At 64.5% G+C, this 17257-nt stretch carries 17 protein-coding genes; 12 read left to right on the top strand and 5 right to left on the bottom strand.

Translation table 11 applies throughout. The features are described 5' to 3' along the window. The first annotated feature begins 223 nt into the window (after window positions 1-223). The 5 genes from ACFOKJ_RS14520 (at window position 224) to ACFOKJ_RS14500 (ending at window position 5572) form a co-directional block, all read left to right on the top strand. Window positions 224-1282, top strand: a complete 1059-nt coding sequence (locus tag ACFOKJ_RS14520; RefSeq protein WP_390280865.1) for an ABC transporter substrate-binding protein — start codon at window positions 224-226, stop codon at window positions 1280-1282. A gap of 225 nt (window positions 1283-1507) precedes the next feature. After that, a complete protein-coding gene (locus ACFOKJ_RS14515) occupies window positions 1508-2461 on the top strand; it encodes a Bug family tripartite tricarboxylate transporter substrate binding protein (RefSeq protein WP_390280863.1) in 954 nt (317 codons plus the stop codon). 3 nt (window positions 2462-2464) lie between these two features. Then, a complete protein-coding gene (locus ACFOKJ_RS14510) occupies window positions 2465-2980 on the top strand; it encodes a tripartite tricarboxylate transporter TctB family protein (RefSeq protein WP_390280861.1) in 516 nt (171 codons plus the stop codon). Continuing rightward, entirely contained in the window at window positions 2981-4483 is a 1503-nt protein-coding gene (locus ACFOKJ_RS14505; protein ID WP_390280859.1) for a tripartite tricarboxylate transporter permease, read from the top strand. 72 nt (window positions 4484-4555) lie between these two features. Further along, window positions 4556-5572: an AbrB family transcriptional regulator gene (locus ACFOKJ_RS14500; protein ID WP_390280857.1), complete on the top strand. Its 1017-nt coding sequence runs from the start codon at window positions 4556-4558 to the stop codon at window positions 5570-5572. A 20-nt stretch (window positions 5573-5592) separates the two neighbouring features. Here ACFOKJ_RS14500 and ACFOKJ_RS14495 read toward each other — a convergent pair whose 3' ends face one another. Then, window positions 5593-6156 carry a YIP1 family protein gene (locus ACFOKJ_RS14495; protein WP_390280855.1) on the bottom strand — a complete coding sequence of 188 codons (564 nt, stop codon included), beginning with the start codon at window positions 6154-6156 and terminating at the stop codon, window positions 5593-5595. Between the two features lie 202 nt (window positions 6157-6358). Here ACFOKJ_RS14495 and ACFOKJ_RS14490 point away from each other — a divergent pair, with 202 nt between their 5' ends. Beyond that, window positions 6359-6586 (top strand): hypothetical protein, encoded by a 228-nt coding sequence (locus ACFOKJ_RS14490; protein ID WP_390280853.1) that lies wholly within the window; start codon window positions 6359-6361, stop codon window positions 6584-6586. Between the two features lie 14 nt (window positions 6587-6600). Here the strand turns inward: ACFOKJ_RS14490 and ACFOKJ_RS14485 are convergent, their stop codons facing one another. The 3 genes from ACFOKJ_RS14485 to ACFOKJ_RS14475 all read right to left on the bottom strand — a co-directional run bounded on the left by ACFOKJ_RS14485 (window position 6601) and on the right by ACFOKJ_RS14475 (window position 11184). Then, window positions 6601-7050: a MarR family winged helix-turn-helix transcriptional regulator gene (locus ACFOKJ_RS14485; protein WP_390280851.1), complete on the bottom strand. Its 450-nt coding sequence runs from the start codon at window positions 7048-7050 to the stop codon at window positions 6601-6603. A gap of 34 nt (window positions 7051-7084) precedes the next feature. Then, window positions 7085-7525, bottom strand: coding sequence for a DUF488 family protein, N3 subclade (locus ACFOKJ_RS14480; protein WP_390280849.1), 441 nt, complete (start codon window positions 7523-7525; stop codon window positions 7085-7087). 167 nt (window positions 7526-7692) lie between these two features. Then, window positions 7693-11184: an indolepyruvate ferredoxin oxidoreductase family protein gene (locus ACFOKJ_RS14475; RefSeq protein WP_390280846.1), complete on the bottom strand. Its 3492-nt coding sequence runs from the start codon at window positions 11182-11184 to the stop codon at window positions 7693-7695. A gap of 330 nt (window positions 11185-11514) precedes the next feature. Here ACFOKJ_RS14475 and rarD point away from each other — a divergent pair, with 330 nt between their 5' ends. The 5 genes from rarD to ACFOKJ_RS14450 all read left to right on the top strand — a co-directional run bounded on the left by rarD (window position 11515) and on the right by ACFOKJ_RS14450 (window position 15434). Continuing rightward, window positions 11515-12423, top strand: coding sequence for an EamA family transporter RarD (gene rarD / locus ACFOKJ_RS14470; protein WP_390280844.1), 909 nt, complete (start codon window positions 11515-11517; stop codon window positions 12421-12423). Between the two features lie 148 nt (window positions 12424-12571). Continuing rightward, complete coding sequence (locus ACFOKJ_RS14465) at window positions 12572-13021, top strand: GNAT family N-acetyltransferase (protein WP_390280842.1); 450 nt, start codon at window positions 12572-12574, stop codon at window positions 13019-13021. Beyond that, entirely contained in the window at window positions 13018-13680 is a 663-nt protein-coding gene (locus ACFOKJ_RS14460; RefSeq protein WP_390280840.1) for an alanine--tRNA ligase-related protein, read from the top strand. The genes ACFOKJ_RS14465 and ACFOKJ_RS14460 overlap by 4 nt, the downstream gene beginning before the upstream one ends. 2 nt (window positions 13681-13682) lie before the next feature. Further along, window positions 13683-14573, top strand: coding sequence for a DMT family transporter (locus tag ACFOKJ_RS14455; RefSeq protein ID WP_390280838.1), 891 nt, complete (start codon window positions 13683-13685; stop codon window positions 14571-14573). A 177-nt stretch (window positions 14574-14750) separates the two neighbouring features. After that, window positions 14751-15434 (top strand): alpha/beta hydrolase, encoded by a 684-nt coding sequence (locus tag ACFOKJ_RS14450; protein WP_390280836.1) that lies wholly within the window; start codon window positions 14751-14753, stop codon window positions 15432-15434. A gap of 85 nt (window positions 15435-15519) precedes the next feature. On the opposite strand, the gene ACFOKJ_RS14445 is transcribed toward ACFOKJ_RS14450, so the two are convergent. Continuing rightward, entirely contained in the window at window positions 15520-16311 is a 792-nt protein-coding gene (locus tag ACFOKJ_RS14445; protein WP_390280834.1) for an inositol monophosphatase family protein, read from the bottom strand. A gap of 150 nt (window positions 16312-16461) precedes the next feature. Between ACFOKJ_RS14445 and ACFOKJ_RS14440 the strand changes: the two genes are divergently transcribed. Then, window positions 16462-17190 (top strand): 16S rRNA (uracil(1498)-N(3))-methyltransferase, encoded by a 729-nt coding sequence (locus tag ACFOKJ_RS14440; protein ID WP_390280832.1) that lies wholly within the window; start codon window positions 16462-16464, stop codon window positions 17188-17190. The last annotated feature ends 67 nt before the right edge of the window (window positions 17191-17257 follow it).

Below are 17257 nucleotides of genomic sequence, written 5' to 3'. Positions count from 1 at the left end.
CAAAATTTTCCGCTCGCGCCTTGTCTCGCTTAGAAATCCGGGTTTTTCGAGGAGCCCTGTCGTTGTGTTGTAGCCGTTTTATCGTAACACCCGCCACCGCCGACACTGGCGGACGCACCACGGCTGTGCGGCATTCTTGCACCTGTGCAGTGCAACATCCGGGTAATGAAAGGGAAATGAAAGCTTGCCTTGCCAGACTAGCCTCAAACAAAGGGAAAAAACCATGAAACCGATGCGCGCGATGCTGTTGCTGCTGCTCACCAGCCCGGTGCTGGCCAGCAACGCACAGCGCAGCGCACTGGAAGAAACCGCCCGCCGCGAAGCGGCACTGGTGGTGGACTCCACCACCGATCGCGAACAGGTGGCCCCGTTGCTGGCCGCGTTCCAGCAGCGCTACCCCTACCTGCAGGTGGCATACCGCGATCTGTCCGGCGCCGATATCTACCGCCGCGCGGTCAGTGGCCAGCAGCACGGCGACGTGCTGTGGAGCTCGGCGATGGATCTGCAGATCAAGCTGGTGAACGAGGGCCTGGCGTTGCGTTACAGCTCGCCGCAGAAAGCGGCCCTGCCTGGCTGGGCCTCGTGGCGTGACGAAGTCTACGGCACCACTTTCGAGCCCATCGTGCTGGCCTACGACCGCCGCCGTATCGCGGCGCAGGATGTGCCGGAAAGCCATACCGCGCTGCGCCGCGCGCTGCGCACCCACGGTGTGCACTGGCGGGTGGCCAGCTACGACGTGGAGGCATCCGGTGCCGGGTACTTCTTTTTCAGCCAGGACTCGCGGCACAACCCGGAGTTCTGGGAGATGGCAGCGGCGCTGGGACAGCGCATGCGGTACCAGGAAGGCAACAGCCTGACCCTGCTCAAGCGCCTGCAGCGTGGCGAGGCCGATATCGCCTACAACGTGCTGGGGCCGTATGCCTGGCGCTTTGCGCAGCAGCACCCGCAGGTGGGCTGGGTACTGCCGCAGGATTACACGCTGGTGGTCAGCCGCCTGCAGCTGATCCACAAGTCGGCGCGGCATCCGGCGGCAGCCAGACTGTGGGTGGATTTCGTGCTGTCGCGCGAAGGGCAGCAGGTACTGGCCAAGGGTAGTGGCCTGCCACCGATACGCAATGATCTGCCACGCCGGCTGGGCACGGTGGACCTGGATCGTGAAGCCGCCAAGCTGCGGCCGATCCAGGTAGGCAGCGGCCTGCTGGTGTATCTGGACAGCGCCAAGCGCAGTCTGTTTTTACGTCGCTGGCGCGAGCAACTGCCCGCCAGCCTGCAGCAACCATGAATTCGCGAGCCAGTAAGTATCTGTTCACGATCCAGCGAGCTAGGGCGAGACAAGGCGAAAACGACTGAGAAAGCGGAATTGACATGGAGTCAATGAGCATTTCGAAGATGTTTTTAACGCCGTATCGCTGAAGCGCAGCAGATCGTGTGCGTCATACCGGCCGCAATACCGCCCCGCAAGAGGGCATACACAACCGCAACACTCGCAGTAACACAGGAGACAGCAATGAAACTGAAAGCACTGATCGCATCCTGCCTGATCGCCATGGCACCGTTTGCCGCCCAGGCACAGGTTGACCAGTTCAAGATCATGGCCCCGGCCAACCCGGGCGGCGGTTTCGATACCGTGGCCCGCACCATGGGCGAGGCGCTGCAGGCTACCGGCTACGCCAAGAACGTCGTGGTGGAAAACAAGGCCGGCGCCGGCGGCGCCATCGGCATGGCGCAGTTTGTCAACAATGAAAAAGGCAACCCCAACGCGCTGCTGGTAGCCGGTGCGGTAACCGTGGGCGCGCTGGAAACCAACAAGTCGCCGGTGAACTTCGGCATGGTGACGCCGATTGCCCGCCTGATGGGCGAGTTCAACGTCATCGTGGTGCCGACTGCCTCGCCGTACAAATCCGTGAAGGACCTGATGGCCGCCTACAAGGCCAATCCGGGTAGCGTGAGCATCGGTGGCGGCTCCGCCGGCGGTATCGACCACATCATGGCCAGCCTGATGTCGGAAAAGGCCGGCGTGGATCCGGACAAGCTGAACTACATCCCGTTTGCCGGCGGTGGCGAGGGCAAGGCTGCCATCCTGGGTAACCAGATTGCCGCCTACATCAGCGGTTACGGTGAACTGGCCGACCTGATCAAGGCCGGCAAGGTGCGCGCGCTGGGTATCTCCGCCGCTACCCGCAACCCGGACATCCCGGTACCGACCCTGCGCGAGCAAGGTACTGACGTGGTGGTGTACAACTGGCGCGGCGTGTTCGGTGCCCCGGGCATCAATGCTGCGCAGAAAGCGGCACTGATCAAGGCGGTGGAAGCCGCGGTGAAGTCGCCGAGCTGGAAAGCCAAGGCCGAAAAGATGGAGTGGCTGGACATGCTGCAAAGCGGCGACAGCTTCAAGGCCTTCCTGGATGAAGACGTGAAGCGCACCGCCATTACCGTGAAGAAACTGAAGCTGGGTAACTAAGCCATGATCAAGCGCGTAACCGGCGAGCAGTGGCTCGCCATCGGGATCATCCTGCTGGGCCTGGTAATGGCCTGGCAGCTGGGTGATATCCCGGATGATGCCGGCTATGCCGGTATCGGTCCGCGCTTCTTTCCTTCGCTGGTGGTAGTCGGTCTTATCGTTGCCGGTGGCGCGTTGCTGATGCAGCGTCGCCACCGTAACGGGCCGGACACCGTGCTCAGCGACGGAGAGGACGACACGGACACCCTGGAAGCCGAAGAACAAGCCGAGCGTGGCGAAGCCGACTGGCGCATGTTCGTCATCGCCAGCGGCAGCCTGATCGCGCACATGGCGCTGATCGGCATTGTCGGCTTTACCCTTGCCGGCACCCTGCTGTGTTTCGGCATCTGCCGCGCACTGGAAACCCGCCGCCCGGCACTGGACCTGCTGCTGTCGTTCGCGCTGGCCCTCGGCCTGTTCCACCTGTTCAAGACCCTGGGGCTGAATCTGCCGGCCCTGCTGCCGGGGGGAGTACTGTAAATGGAATCCTTGAATGCCCTGTTCAGTCTGGGCTTTGCCACAGCGCTGACGCCGGCCAACCTGCTGTGGGCGCTGCTGGGCTGTACCCTGGGCACCGCCATCGGCGTGCTGCCGGGCGTGGGCCCGGCGGTGACCGTGGCGCTGCTGCTGCCAGTGACGCAAAGCGTAGACCCAACCGGCGCGCTGATCATGCTGGCCGGTGTCTACTACGGCGCCATGTTCGGTGGCTCCACCACCTCCATCCTGCTGAATACCCCGGGTGAAGCCGGCTCCATCGTGTCGGCACTGGAAGGCAACAAGATGGCCAAGGCCGGCCGCGCCGGCCCGGCGCTGTCCACAGCCGCCATCGGCTCCTTCGTGGCCGGCTCCATCGCCACCGTGCTGCTGACGCTGCTGGCACCGGTAATCGCCGGTTTCGCGCTGCAGCTGGGCCCGGTGGAAACCTTCTCGCTGATGATGCTGACTTTTGCCGCGGTATCCGCGGTGCTGGGTAACTCGCCGCTGAAAGGCTTCATCGCGCTGCTGCTGGGCCTGGCCATGGGCCTGATCGGCATCGAGCCGCAGTCCGGGCAGAGCCGCTTCACCTTCGGCCAGCTGCCGCTGATCGACGGTATCGACATCGTAGTGGTGGCCATGGGCCTGTTCGCCATTGGCGAGACGCTGTACACCGCCACCTACGAGAACAGGATCAAGGCTGGCCTGGAACGCATGGGCGGCAGCTTCTGGATGAGCAAGACCGACTGGAAGCGCTCGTGGAAGCCGTGGCTGCGCGGCACCGCCATCGGTTTCCCGTTCGGCACCCTGCCGGCCGGCGGTACCGAGATGCCGACCTTCCTGTCCTACTCGGCGGAGCGCAAGCTGGCCAGCCCGGAAGTGCAGAAGGAATTCGGCAAGGGCGCCATTGAAGGCGTGGCCGGCCCGGAAGCGGCCAACAATGCCGCCGTGACCGGCACGCTGGTGCCGCTGCTGACGCTGGGCATCCCGACCTCGGCCACCGCGGCGATCATGCTGTCGGCGTTCCAGCAGTACAACATCGTGCCCGGCCCGCTGCTGTTCGATACCAACCCGGAGCTGGTGTGGGGCCTGATCGCCTCGCTGTACATCGGCAACGCCATGCTGCTGGTGCTGAATCTGCCGCTGGTAGGGCTGTGGGTACAGTTCCTGAAGGTGCCGCGCCCGCTGCTGTACGGCGGCATCGTGGTACTGGCCACCATGGGCGCCTATGCGCTGCGCCAGAGCTGGTTCGACCTGATGCTGCTGTACGTGATCGGGGTGCTGGGCTTCCTGATGCGCCGCTATGACTTCCCGGTGGTGCCGCTGGTGGTGGGGCTGATCGTCGGCCCGATGGCGGAGAAGCACTTCCGCCGTGCCATGTCGATCAATCAGGGCGACCTGACGGTGTTCCTGACCCACCCGATCTCGCTGACCATCCTGCTGGTGACGGTAGCCATCCTGGTGGTGCCGCCGCTGCTGAAACGCCGCCAGCGCCTGCTGGAAGGCTAAACCCTGCGGCCAACCCTCTCCGTGCTGCGGCGCCAGCCGCCGCAGCCATACTGAGTACTCCCGGTACAAGCGATGTTGTACTTACCTTACGCCAGCACACTGCTCGTCAGTCTTGCTGGCGTCTTTTTTTGGCGGGCCATCGGCGGCCCGCTGCCATGGTTGATCGGCCCCTTGCTGGCGGTAATGGCCGGCAAGCTGCTGCATGCCGATCTGAAAAGCATCCGTCACAGCCGAGAAGTGGGGCAGGCAATCGTCGGCGTGGCACTGGGGCTCACCTTCAGCCCGCAGGCGCTGGCACGCACGCTGCAGCTGGCGCCGTGGATCCTGCTGGCGGTGGCGTTCGCGCTGCTGCTGGCCTGGCTGTCGATGCAGCTGATGCGCCGGCTGCTGCCGACGCTGGACCCGCTTACCGCCTGGCTGGTGGCACTGCCGGGCGGTGCCTCGGAGATGACTGCCATCGGTGCGCGCCGCGGCGCCAAGAGCGAATGGATCGTGCTGGGGCAGAGCCTGCGGGTGCTGCTGGTGGTGTTGCTGTACCCGGGGGCGTTTGCGCTGTTCGGCCATATGGCCGCCAACGGCAGCGCCGCGCTGCCGGCGCTTAGCGCCAGTGCCTTGCCATGGCTGCTGCCGGCGCTGCTGGCCGGCTGGCTGCTATGGCGCCGCCGGCTGCCCAACCCGTGGTTCATCGGCCCGCTGGCGGTAAGCCTGCTGCTGGCCAGCAGTGGCGAACTGGTCGGGCGCCTGCCAACCGGCTGGGTGGAGCTGGCGCAGCTGCTGATCGGCATTGCACTTGGCGCGCGGGTGGATCGCGATGAGCTGTTGGCCGCACCGGCCTTCATGCGTGCCTTTCTGCTGAGCCTGCTGCTGCTGTTGCTGCTGGCCCTCGCCGGTGCACTGCTGCTGGCCTGGGGCAGCGGCCTGGCGCCGGCGCAGACCATTCTGGCGCTGGCGCCGGGCGGCATCACCGAAATGTGCCTCACCGCCAAGGCGATGGGGCTGGATGTGCCCACCATCATCGCCTTCCAGCTGTGCCGGCTGGTCGGGGTGCTGCTGCTGGCAGAGCCGCTGTCGCGGCGGCTGTGCCGCTGAGCGGCGCCGCCAACAGCCGCCTACAGCAACGGCAGCAGAATCAGCGCCACCAGCAGGCTCCACAGCAGCGCGCCGACGCTGAACACGGTGTAGGCCAGCGACTCGGTGCGCACCGAGTCATCGTGCTCGAACAGCGCATCCAGCCCGTGGTACAGCAGCAGGCCGGAAGCCAGCAGGCCCAGCACGCCAACTGCAGCATTGAACAGCGGCCACGGCAGCAACAGGCCAAGCGAGGACAGCCAGATCGGCAGCGCGGCCAGCGCCGCCAGCCGGTAGCAGTCGGCATAGGGCGGGCGGGCCTCGGCATGCACCGCCATGCGGATGAAGCCGGCCATCAGCTGCACGCTGCCCCAGCAGGCGCACCAGAACAGCAGCACCATCACATCCCAGCGCAGCATGGCAAGGTTGGCCGCATAAACCGGGCCATTCACATGGCCGGCATACAGCAGCATGGCGGCGGCCAGGGTAGAGGCAGGCAGCACCACGCGGGCAAAGACACGGCTGCTGCCCGGGTGACGGGTAGCCAGCTCATCCCAGCCGTGGTGGGAGGACAGCAACATGCGGAACGGAGTCAGCGGAGTCATGATGGTTCTCCTGTAATGGCGCGAGTGGCAATATAAATATATCGCATCACGATACATTTACAATATCGGCCTCAGCACGGTGCAGGCAGCCCCAGCCACTGGCCGCCATGCACCAGCAAAGACACAAAACACCGCTGCCGCCACCAAAAACGCAGGCACGTATCTTGCAATGCAGCATGCACATGTTCTGCAGGAGCGCATCATGCTGGCCCGCTTAGCCAAACCCAAATCCCCCGCCACCAGCGAGGCAGTGATTTTCAACTACCAGCGCCCAACCCGCGCGCGCCTGGTCGCCCAGGACAGCAAGGGCGGGCTGTGGCTGGTGGAAGCATTTGATCCGCTGCACAAGGTATGGGTGTGGCAGGACGAAAGCCACGATATGGAAAAGGCTGTAGACGATGCCCGCCGCCTGAGCCTGTTTCCCAGCTGATACGGCTCAGGCTGTCAGATTGCCGGCTCCTGGCTGTCCGGCCCGCCATGCAGCAGCAGCTCCAGCGAGGCGAAGCCACCCAGCTGGCGCAGCGCCAGCAATTCGTCACGGTGCGCGCGCGCCATGTCCTCCACCAGCTGTTCGCCCAGCGGCAGCAGGCTCACCTCCACGCAGCGCTTGTCATCACGCCCGGGGGAGCGCTGTACCAGGCCCAGCGCTTCGCAACGACTGATCAGCCCCACCACGCTGTGATGCTGGGTCTGCAGTCGCTCGGCCAGTTCCGCCACCGTGGCCCAGTCGCGGCCCGGATAGCCACGCAGCTGCAGCAGCACCTGGTACTGCTGCGGGGTCAGCCCGTGCTGCTGCGCTAGTTCCTCGCTGAAACGCAAAAAGCGCCGCAGCCGATAGCGGAAATCGGCCAGGCGCTGAAAATCTTCCTTGCTGAGCGGGGCAGGCTGGGTCATGACGGGGCGGCAGCGTGAAAACTGCGCCACCGTATCACAATTCATGGTCTTGCTCGAATTCGGCGGCGTAGCACACCGGCGAGGCCAGCAAGCTGGAACCGGCACGCCAGTCATTCGCCGCCAGCCGCGCTTCCAGAAATTGCGCCAGCGCCTCGAACGGGTTGGCTTCCACCATTGGCGTGTCGTGCAGCAGCAATACCTGCTCGTGCTGCCGCGCGGCATCCAGCAGCGGCTGCCAGCGAGCCGGGTTAGCCGCCAGATCCGCCCAGTAGCTTTCACAGAAATACGGCCAGCGGCTTTCATCGCGCCGCAGCCAGGCCAGCAGGCCATCCGCCGGGGCTACGCGCGGCAACCAGTGCGCGCGGGTGATGCTGCGCCGCGGCAGGCCGGTAGGCCAGCTGGGGCTAACCAGGAACACGTTGTCGCCACGCTGGCGGTAGTCGGCAACAGACAGCAATTGAAAGCGTGGAGCCATGATGATTTCCTCGATCCGCTGGCAGGACACAAGCGGCCACTGCACAAATATATCGTAGAACGATATATATAGAAAAACCTTGATCCAGCGCACCCGCCATTCAATTTTCGCCAGCACATAAAAAAAGCGGGCCAAGCGGCCCGCTGAACACCCTCTACATCCAATCCTTATGCTGCCGCGCCCTTGCTGCTGGGCTGGGCATCGAACTGCTTGCGCAGTTCGGCCAGTTTCTGCCGCGCGGCCTTCAGACCGGCTTCCTTCACGTGGCCGAAGCCACGCACGCCTTCGTACTGTTTCACCATCTCGGTAGCAGTTGCCAGGTTGCCCAGCTTCAGCTTGGCCGTAAGCTCTTCCACCAGCAGCTCGAACTCGCCAATCAGCGCACGTTCCAGCTTGCGGTCGGCCTGCCAGCCAAACGGGTCCAGCGCCGTGCCGCGCAGGCCCTTGAAGCGGGCGATCACCCCCATCGCCTTCAGCGCCCACGGGCCGAGGTTGATCTTCTTCGGCTGGTGGCCGGTCATCCAGCTGGCGCCAAAATGGAAGGTCAGTTTCAGGTCGCCGTCGAACTGGGCAGCCAGGTCGCGCAGGAATTCACCATCGCTGTACAGGCGCGCCACTTCGTACTCGTCCTTGTAGGCCAGCAGGTGGTAGTAGTTCTTGGCCACCGCCAGGGTCAGTGCACTGCTGGCCGGGTTCACCTGCTCTTCGGCCTGCTTCACACGCTCCACCAGCGCCTTGTAACGGGCAGCCAGTTTTTCGTCCTGGTAGGCCACCAGTTCCTTGCTGCGGTGATGCAGCACGCCTTCCACGGTTTCACGTGGAACGAACTGCACCACGGCGGACGGCGCCACCAGCGCTTCCACTTTGGCCGGATCGTGCGCGGCGTGGCGGCCCCAGGTAAAGGCGTCCTGGTTGAACTTCACCGCCGCGCCGTTCAATTCCACCGCATGCATGATGGCTTCCAGCGATACCGGCACCAGGCCGCGCTGCCAGGCGTAGCCCAGCATGAACATATTCGCGGCGATGGCGTCGCCCAGCAGGGCGGTGGCAATACGGGTGGCGTTCACCTCGGCATAGTTGGCCGCACCCACCGATTCGATGATGGCGTCCTTCATGGCCTTGGCCGGGAAGCGCACGTCCGGGTTCTTCAGGAAGGCGCTGGTCGGCGATTCGTAGTTGTTCACCACCGCGTGGCTGAAGCCGTCGCGCATCTTGGCCATGGCTTCCTCGGCGGCAGTCACCACCAGGTCGCAGCCCAGGATCAGGTTGGCGTCGCCGGCGGCGATACGTACCGCGTGCAGCTGCTGCTGGCTGTCGGCGATGCGCACGTGCGACCACACCGAGCCGCCTTTCTGCGCCAGGCCGGCCATGTCCAGCACCGTCACGCCCTTGTTGTCGAGGTGGGCAGCCATGCCCAGTACCTGGCCGATGGTGACCACGCCGGTACCGCCAATGCCGGTCACCATGATGCCGTACGGCTCGTGCGCCGATGGCAGGGTGGGCATAGGCAGCGCGCCCATGCTGTCCAGGCTGGCCTTGCCATTGCCCGATTTCTTCAGCTTGGCGCCGGCTACCGACACGAAGCTGGGGCAGAAGCCTTCCACGCAGCTGAAGTCCTTGTTGCAGCTGCTCTGGTCGATCTTGCGCTTGCGGCCCATGGCGGTTTCCACCGGCAGTACCGACAGGCAGCCGGATTTCTTGCTGCAGTCGCCACAGCCTTCACACACACGTTCGTTGATGAAGGCGCGGCGATCCGGATCCGGGAACTCCTTGCGCTTGCGGCGGCGGCGCTTCTCGGCGGCACAGGTCTGATCGTGGATCAGGATGGTAGTGCCTTCGATCTCGCGCAGCTCGCGCTGGATGCGATCCAGCTCGCGGCGATGGAACACTTCCACCCCCGGTGCCAGGCCTTCCTTCAGGCCGTGGGCGGTGCGGTACTTGTCCGGGTCGTCGCTGGTAATCACGATGCGGCTCACGCCTTCGGCATGCACCTGGCGGGTGATCATCGGCACGTCCAGGTAACCGTCCACATGCTGGCCGCCGGTCATCGCCACTGCGTCGTTGTACAGAATCTTGTAGGTGATGTTCACCTTGCCGGCCACCGCGGCGCGAATCGCCAGCAGGCCGGAGTGGAAATAGGTGCCGTCACCCAGATTGGTGAAGATGTGCTTGGTGGTGGTGAACGGCGCCTGGCCCAGCCAGGTAATGCCTTCGCCGCCCATCTGGGTGAAGGTCTTGGTGCTGTCGCCCTCGATCCAGTGCGCCATGTAGTGGCAGCCGATGCCGGCCACCGCGCGGCTGCCTTCCGGCACGCGGGTACTGGTGTTGTGCGGGCAGCCGGAGCAGTAGTGCGGTACGCGGGCGATGGCCTCGCGCGGCTTCACCAGCTGCGCTTCTTTGTCTTCGTAGAACTTCAGCCGGTCGTGAATCACCGGGCTGTCGTAGATATTGGCCAGACGCTTGGCGATGGCGCGGGCGATCATCGCCGGGGTCAGCTCGCCGGCGGCCGGCAGCAGCCAGTCGCCGTGCGGCAGCGCCCATTCGCCTTTCTCGGCGAACTTGCCTACCACGCGCGGGCGCACGTCGTCGCGCCAGTTGTACAGCTGTTCCTTCAACTGGTATTCGATGATCTGGCGCTTTTCTTCCACCACCAGGATTTCATCCAGACCCTCGGCAAACTGGCGCACGCCTTCCGGCTCCAGCGGCCACACCATGCCCACCTTGAAGATGCGCAGGCCGATGTCTGCGGCCAACGCTTCATCGATACCCAGGTCGTCCAGCGCCTGCATCACGTCCAGGTAGCTCTTGCCACAGGTGATGATGCCCAGCCGCGCCTTGGGCGAATCCAGAGTGACGTGGTTGAGCTTGTTGACACGGGCGTAAGCCAGCGCCGCGTACAGGCGGTGGTGCAGCACGCGCTTTTCCTGCGCCAGCGGAGTATCCGGCCAGCGGATCGACAGCCCGTCTTCCGGCAGCGGGAAGTCGGCCGGAATCACCGGCTGTACCCGTTCCGGGCTCACATCCACCACGGCGGCGCTTTCGATGGTGTCGGAAATGGCCTTGATCGATACCCAGCAGCCGGAATAACGGCTCATCGCCCAGCCATGCAGACCCATGTCGAGCACTTCCTGTACCCCGGACGGCGACAGCACCGGAATCATGCTGGCAGCCAGGATATGGTCGGACTGGTGCGGGAAAGTAGAGGACTTGGCGGCATGGTCATCGCCGCAGATCAGCAGCACGCCACCGTGCTTGCTGGTGCCGGCCACGTTGCCGTGCTTGATCACGTCGCCGGAGCGGTCCACACCCGGGCCCTTGCCGTACCACATGGCGTACACGCCGTCGTACTTGGCACCGTCGAACATGTTCACCTGCTGGGTGCCCCACACTGCGGTGGCGGCCAGGTCTTCGTTCAGGCCGGGGTGGAACACCACGTTATGCGCGGTAAGGTGCTTTTCCGCCTTCTGCATCATCTGGTCGACGTTGCCCAGCGGCGAGCCGCGGTAGCCGGTAACGTAGCCGGCGGTGTTCAGGCCGGCGGCGCGGTCGCGTTCCTGCTGCATCATCGGCAGGCGCACCAGCGCCTGAATGCCGTTGAGCAACACTTCGCCGGTAGGGGCGGTGTACTTGTCTTCCAGTTCGACGTGGCGAATCGACATGGTTTCTCCTCCATGTTTTGCTTGTGGCAACGGGTCGGGTGGGCCTTGTGAGCGGTCCCGATCTGGCTGGCTCTCTGTCTTTATAGGTGGCAAGGCGTCTGTGCGCCGGCTGCTGCGGACATTAATTGACGTAAACGTAAACGTCAAAGTGTTTGTCGTTTTTTGCGGTCTCTACCTAGTGGATTGCGGCAAATGTGCCAATGCAGCAAAGGCGGCATGAACACAGCGTTTCTGATACAGCGATTGAGATGTGCGTGGCAGATGGTTACAGTGCAGGCTCTGTCATTGCCGCCCGGCCATAAGCCGCTGCGGCCAACGTTGGTCACCATCATGTCGAACTCCCATCACGAAACCAGCCGCGGTGTGCTGTACACCATCGGCGCCTTCTTCATCTGGGGCCTGTTTCCGCTGTACTGGAAACCGCTGCATCAGGTGCCCGCCCTGCAGATCATGTGCCACCGCGTGGTGTGGTCGGCACTGTTCGTGGCCATGATCCTGCTGTGGCAGCGCAACTGGGCGTGGCTGGGCAATGCACTGCGCGAGCCGCGCCGCGTCGCCATCTTTGCGCTGTCGTCCCTGCTGCTGTCCGGCAACTGGCTGATCTACATCTGGGCGGTGAACGCCGGCCACGTGGTGGAAGCCAGCCTCGGCTACTTCATCAACCCGCTGGTAAACGTGCTGCTGGGGCGGGTGTTCCTGTCGGAACGGCTGACCCGGCCGCAAACCATCGCCGTGGCCCTGGCCGCGCTGGGCGTCAGCTGGATCACCTTCCATGCCGGCGCGCTGCCGTGGATCGCGCTGAGCCTGGCCGGCACCTTCGGCCTGTACGGCCTGCTGCGCAAGAAGGCGCCGCTGCCTTCGCTGGAAGGCCTGGCACTGGAAACCTTTCTGCTCACCCCGCTGGCGCTAGGCCTGCTGCTGTGGTTCCAGTGGCAGGGCAACGGCGCCTTCGGTCAGTTTGGGTTCGACAAGGATGCCTTGCTGATGGGTGCCGGCGTGGTCACCGCCGTGCCGCTGCTGCTGTTCGCCAGCGGTGCCCGCCGGCTGAAGCTGGCCACCGTCGGGCTGATCCAGTACCTGGCGCCTTCCATCGTGCTGGCACTGGGGGTATGGCTGTACGGGGAGCCGTTCGACCAGGCGCATGCCGTCGGCTTTACGCTGATCTGGCTGGCGCTGGCGCTGTACTCCGGCCACGGCCTGCTGAGCTACTGGAAGGAACGCCAGCTGCAGCAGGCGTAAGCGGCGACAGCAAGCGGACTCATGCGGCCAACCTGGCAACGGGTTGGCCGCATTGTTTTTGGCAGACGCCATCACACAGTGTTCTGTCCCCGCCGCTTGTCGCCACGCCTGCCCGGCAGTAGCGTTACAGGCTGCAAGGGAGACAGACATGAGCATCGAATTCGATACCGACAAGCAGCGGCTGGACCGCAACATGGTGTACCGCTACCTGAGCGGCGAATCCTACTGGGCACGCGGCTTGCCGCGTGACATCTTCGAACGCTCGCTGGACGGTGCGCTGTGCATCGGCGGCTACGACGCACACGGCAAGCAGGTGGCGTTTGCGCGGGTGATCAGCGACTACGCCACCTTCGCCTACCTGGGCGATGTGTTCGTGCTGGACAGCGTGCGCGGGCAGGGCGTGGGCAAGGCGCTGATGACCTATATCCAGGCCCACCCGCAGCTGCAGAACCTGCGCCGCTTCATGCTGGCCACCGCCGACGCCCACGGCCTGTACGCGCAGTACGGCTTTACCGCGCTGAGCGCGCCGGAACGCATCATGGAAAAGCTGGACCCGGATGTGTACCAACGCCTGGCCACCGCAAGCAAACCGGCATGACGCACAAGACCTTCTGGGACAACCCGTACCAGAGCGAACTCGCCAGCCGCGTCGCCACGGTGGACGGCAACCGCATCACCTTGCGGGAAACCATCTTCTATGCCGAAAGCGGCGGCCAGGAGAGCGACCGCGGCAGCATTGGCGGCCTGCCGGTGCTGCAAGCGGAAAAGCAAGGCCACGATATCGTCTACACCCTGGCTGATGGCCATGGCCTGCAGCCTGGCGATGCGGTGAACGTGCATATCGACTGGCCGCGGCGCTACCGGCTGATGCGGCTGCACTTCGCCGCCGAGCTGACGCTGGAAACCATCTACCGCGATTTCGACGGCGTAGAGAAAATCGGCGCCCACATCGGCGAGCACAAGGCGCGCATCGACTTTGCGCTGCCGCAGCCGATCACCCCGCACCTGGCCGCCATCGGTGCCAAGGTACAGACACTGATCGACGCCGATTCCCCCATCATCAGTGCGTTTTCCGATGCGGCCAACGAGCGCCGCTACTGGGAAGTGCCCGGCTACTGCCGCGTACCCTGCGGCGGTACCCACCTGCAGCACACCGGCGAGGTTGGCCGCATCGCGCTGAAACGCAAAAACGTGGGCAAGGGCAAGGAACGGGTAGAGATCCTCCTGCTGGACGACAACACAACACAGGAAGCTTGAACATGTTGTTCTACGACCTGGCCGCCCTCGGTGCCGCCAGCTGCTGGGCACTCAGCTCCATCATCGGCGCCACGCCGTCGCGGCAGCTGGGCTCCTTTGGCTTTACCCGCATTCGCCTCAGCCTGCTCACCCTGCTGCTGGGCGGCTTCGCACTGGCCAGTGGCAGCTGGCAGATGCTCAACGGCAGCCAGCTGGCTCTGCTGGCTGGCTCCAGTCTCACCGGCATCTTCCTCGGCGATACATTGATGTTCGCCGCCATGAACCGCATCGGCCCACGCCGCACCGGCCTGCTGTTCGCCACCCACTCGGTATTCTCGGTAAGCCTGGGCGTGCTGCTGCTCAGCGAAAGACTGAGCCTGGCAGCGGCAGGTGGCAGCCTGCTGGTGTTCGCTGGCGTGCTGTGCGCCATCGCCTTCGGCCGCCGCGACAGCCAGCAGCACCACGGGGAACACAGTCAGGGCCTCAAGCTAGGCGTGGCCCTGGCGCTGACCGCCGCGCTGTGCCAGGCGCTGGGGACTTTTCTTGCCAAGCCGGTGATGGCCGCCGGCATCGACCCGGTTGCGGCCAACGGTCTGCGCATCGCCGTCAGCTGCGGTGCGCACTGGCTGCTGTGGGCCAGCGGCAACCGCCATGCGCGGCTGCAAAGCCCGCTGGCGCCACGCTTGTTCGGCCAGACCGTGCTCAACGGCCTGATCGGCCAGGGCGTGGGCATGACACTGGTGATGCTGGCACTCAAGGGAGGCAACGTCGCCACCGTGGGCATGCTGTCGGCCATGACCCCGGTGATGATCCTGCCAATGCTGTGGGCGGTAATGGGCCAGCGCCCGCCAGCCCTGGCCTGGCTGGGCGCCGCCGCCAGCGTGGCCGGCAGCATGCTGATCGTGTTGCGCTAATTGTGGCTAGTAATGCTTGCGGCCAACCTTTGGGCAAAGGTTGGCCGCATTTTTTCATCAGCACAGCCACGGTGGCATTGTGTCACCAGCGGTAACAATCCCTTTCTCCATACACTGTTTATTCGCTTTCCCCTGGCCAGCACAATGCTGCATCCCAGCCATCGACAGAGAATCGCCATGACCGACACCAGCATGCCGCCCGCCATTGAGGACGCCGCCTCCGGCCTGATCTACCGCGCGCTGCCGCGCAGCAGCCCACAGCCAGCCAGCGTGCTGCTGATGCTACTGCATGGCGTAGGGGGCAATGAGTTGAACCTTGCCGGCCTGCAGCCACTGCTGGACGAGCGGGTACAGGTGGTACTGCTGCGCGCGCCGCTGGTGTTCGGACCGCAGCAGTATGGCTGGTTCCAGGTGAGCTTCGGCCCAGATGGCCCGCGTATCGATGCGCAACAGGCGGAAAGCAGCCGCCGTCAGCTGCTGCAGCTGTGCTCCAGCCTTCAGGCGCAATACGGCATCGATACCGCGCATACCGTGCTGGCCGGCTTCAGCCAGGGCGGCATCATGAGTGCCAGCGTGGCGCTGACCGCGCCGCAGCAGGTGGCAGGCTTTGGTCTGCTATCCGGCCGTATCTTGCCGGAAATTGCAGCTATCATCGGCGAGCCGGCATACCTGGCACGGCTAGCAGCCTTCATCGGCCACGGTGAATTCGACGACAAGCTGCCCATTTCCTGGGCGGAGCGCGCCGATGCCTGGCTGAGTGAGCTTGGCGTGCCGCACCAATTGCAGCGCTACCGCTGTGGACACCAACTCAGCGCCGAGATGGCACAGGATTTTGCCGCCTGGCTGGCGGCGGGCAGCTAACTAGGGCAACAGCAGCGCAGCGCAAAAACACTTGCGGCCAACCCAGTCAGGGTTGGCCGCAATGTTTTATTCCTTACGCACAGCGTTACTGGTTGGCACGCACCCAGCGGTGCCACTGCGCGAACAATGCCGGATCCAGCGCGGCAATGGCGGAGCGTTTCCACACCGTGTCGCTCCAGTAATCGTCGGTATTCAGGCTGGCAATGCGCCCGCCGGCTTCTTCCAGGATCACCGCGCCGGCGGCGTAATCCCACAGCCGCTGGCCGCCGTGCAGGTACAGGTCGTAGCGGCCTGCCGCCAGGAAACACCAGTCCAGGGTGCTGGAACCCATGCTGCGCTGGCTGCCGAACGGCGCCACGCTGCCCATGCGCGCCGCCAGCTTGCCGGAGCGCAGGTATTTGATTTCCACCGCGGCAATGGCATCGCCCATGCTGTTGGCCATGGATTTCAGCGGCAGGCGCTGGCCGTTGAGATAGGCACCATGCCCACGGCGGGCGTAGAACACTTCATCCGACACCGGGTTGTAGATCACCCCCAGCTCGCTGCGGCCATTCACCATCAGCGCCACCGAAATGGCGAAGTAAGGCAGGCCGTTGACGAAGTTGGTGGTGCCGTCGATCGGGTCCACCACCCACAGCCCCTGCGGGTTTTCCGCCCACAGCGCGTCCTGCTCGGCGATGGTCATTTCCTCGCCCAGCACCGGGTGCGGCAGAATCTTCGGCAACTGCTGCTGCAAGGCCGACTGGCAGGCGAGATCCGCTTCGGTAAACAGCGAGCCGTCTTCCTTGCGCGTCTTGCCCACGCGCAGGAACCGCGGCATCACCTCGCTCTGGGCGACCGCGCGTACGACCTTGATTACCTCATCGACTACCTGCAATGTCTTCTCCCGCTATGGTGGTGGGTGGCCGCGGCGGATGGCCGCGGTACGACAAGACGGCCCGGATGCGGGCCATGCTGCATGCCGTGGTTGTTGCAACTGCAGCAAAACAAGCAAAATACCGTTATCGACAGTTACGGGCAACACGCAATGCCAAGGTTTTTCATCGACGCTGTGTTGACCACGGCAGAACAGTACGCGCTACCGGACGAAGTGGTGCGCCATATCCAGGTACTGCGGCTGCGCGAAGGCGATGCCATCACCCTGTTCAATGGCCAGGGCGGCGAATGGCAGGCCACGCTCAGCAGCCTGGCCAAGCGCGAAGCCAGCTGCCGCATTGAACGCTTTGACGACACCAGCCGCGAGTCTCCGCTGTGGCTGGGGCTGGCACAGGCGATTTCCAGCGGCGACCGCATGGAGTTCACACTGCAGAAGGGCGTGGAAATGGGGGTAAGCGCGTTCCAGCCGCTGGCCACCGAGCGCAGCATCGTCAAGCTGGCCGGAGATCGTGCCGACAAACGCGTGCAGCGCTGGCAGGAAATCGTGATCGCCGCCTGCGAGCAGAGCGGCCGCAACATGATCCCCGAGGTACGCCCCATTCTTACCCTCAAGCAATGGTTGGCCGCACTGCCTCCGGCCGATGTTCACCTGCTGCTGTCGCCGCTGGGCAGCCAGCGGCTGGCCGATATCGCCAGCCAGCCCAGTGCTGCATGGTTGCTGGCCGGGCCGGAAGGCGGGCTGTCCGGCAACGAGGAGCAGGCCGCCATCGGTGCAGGCTGGACACCGTTGAAGCTCGGCCCGCGCATCCTGCGTACCGAAACTGCGGCGCTGGCGGCGGTAGGCGCCATGCAGACGGTGTGGGGCGACTACAGCGGCTAGCGCCGACATTGTTCCGCATCAAGCAGTATCGCAAAACATTTGTCATAAATGACGATAGAATGGAAAA

Source organism: Vogesella amnigena, assembly GCF_042648905.1.
Taxonomy (GTDB): domain Bacteria; phylum Pseudomonadota; class Gammaproteobacteria; order Burkholderiales; family Chromobacteriaceae; genus Vogesella; species Vogesella amnigena.
This window is presented reverse-complemented; position numbering and strand designations above follow the sequence as displayed.

Bases quoted from the DNA above. Each gene is read 5' to 3' on its own strand.
- ACFOKJ_RS14500 (WP_390280857.1), top strand. From the start codon at position 4,556: ATGTTGTACTTACCTTACGCCAGCACACTGCTCGTCAGTCTTGCTGGC.
- ACFOKJ_RS14455 (WP_390280838.1), top strand. From the start codon at position 13,683: ATGTTGTTCTACGACCTGGCCGCCCTCGGTGCCGCCAGCTGCTGGGCA.
- ACFOKJ_RS14505 (WP_390280859.1), top strand. From the start codon at position 2,981: ATGGAATCCTTGAATGCCCTGTTCAGTCTGGGCTTTGCCACAGCGCTG.
- ACFOKJ_RS14460 (WP_390280840.1), top strand. From the start codon at position 13,018: ATGACGCACAAGACCTTCTGGGACAACCCGTACCAGAGCGAACTCGCC.
- ACFOKJ_RS14440 (WP_390280832.1), top strand. From the start codon at position 16,462: ATGCCAAGGTTTTTCATCGACGCTGTGTTGACCACGGCAGAACAGTAC.
- ACFOKJ_RS14450 (WP_390280836.1), top strand. From the start codon at position 14,751: ATGACCGACACCAGCATGCCGCCCGCCATTGAGGACGCCGCCTCCGGC.
- ACFOKJ_RS14475 (WP_390280846.1), bottom strand. From the start codon at position 11,184: ATGTCGATTCGCCACGTCGAACTGGAAGACAAGTACACCGCCCCTACC.
- ACFOKJ_RS14490 (WP_390280853.1), top strand. From the start codon at position 6,359: ATGCTGGCCCGCTTAGCCAAACCCAAATCCCCCGCCACCAGCGAGGCA.
- ACFOKJ_RS14480 (WP_390280849.1), bottom strand. From the start codon at position 7,525: ATGGCTCCACGCTTTCAATTGCTGTCTGTTGCCGACTACCGCCAGCGT.
- ACFOKJ_RS14495 (WP_390280855.1), bottom strand. From the start codon at position 6,156: ATGACTCCGCTGACTCCGTTCCGCATGTTGCTGTCCTCCCACCACGGC.
- ACFOKJ_RS14485 (WP_390280851.1), bottom strand. From the start codon at position 7,050: ATGACCCAGCCTGCCCCGCTCAGCAAGGAAGATTTTCAGCGCCTGGCC.
- ACFOKJ_RS14520 (WP_390280865.1), top strand. From the start codon at position 224: ATGAAACCGATGCGCGCGATGCTGTTGCTGCTGCTCACCAGCCCGGTG.
- rarD (WP_390280844.1), top strand. From the start codon at position 11,515: ATGTCGAACTCCCATCACGAAACCAGCCGCGGTGTGCTGTACACCATC.
- ACFOKJ_RS14510 (WP_390280861.1), top strand. From the start codon at position 2,465: ATGATCAAGCGCGTAACCGGCGAGCAGTGGCTCGCCATCGGGATCATC.
- ACFOKJ_RS14515 (WP_390280863.1), top strand. From the start codon at position 1,508: ATGAAACTGAAAGCACTGATCGCATCCTGCCTGATCGCCATGGCACCG.
- ACFOKJ_RS14465 (WP_390280842.1), top strand. From the start codon at position 12,572: ATGAGCATCGAATTCGATACCGACAAGCAGCGGCTGGACCGCAACATG.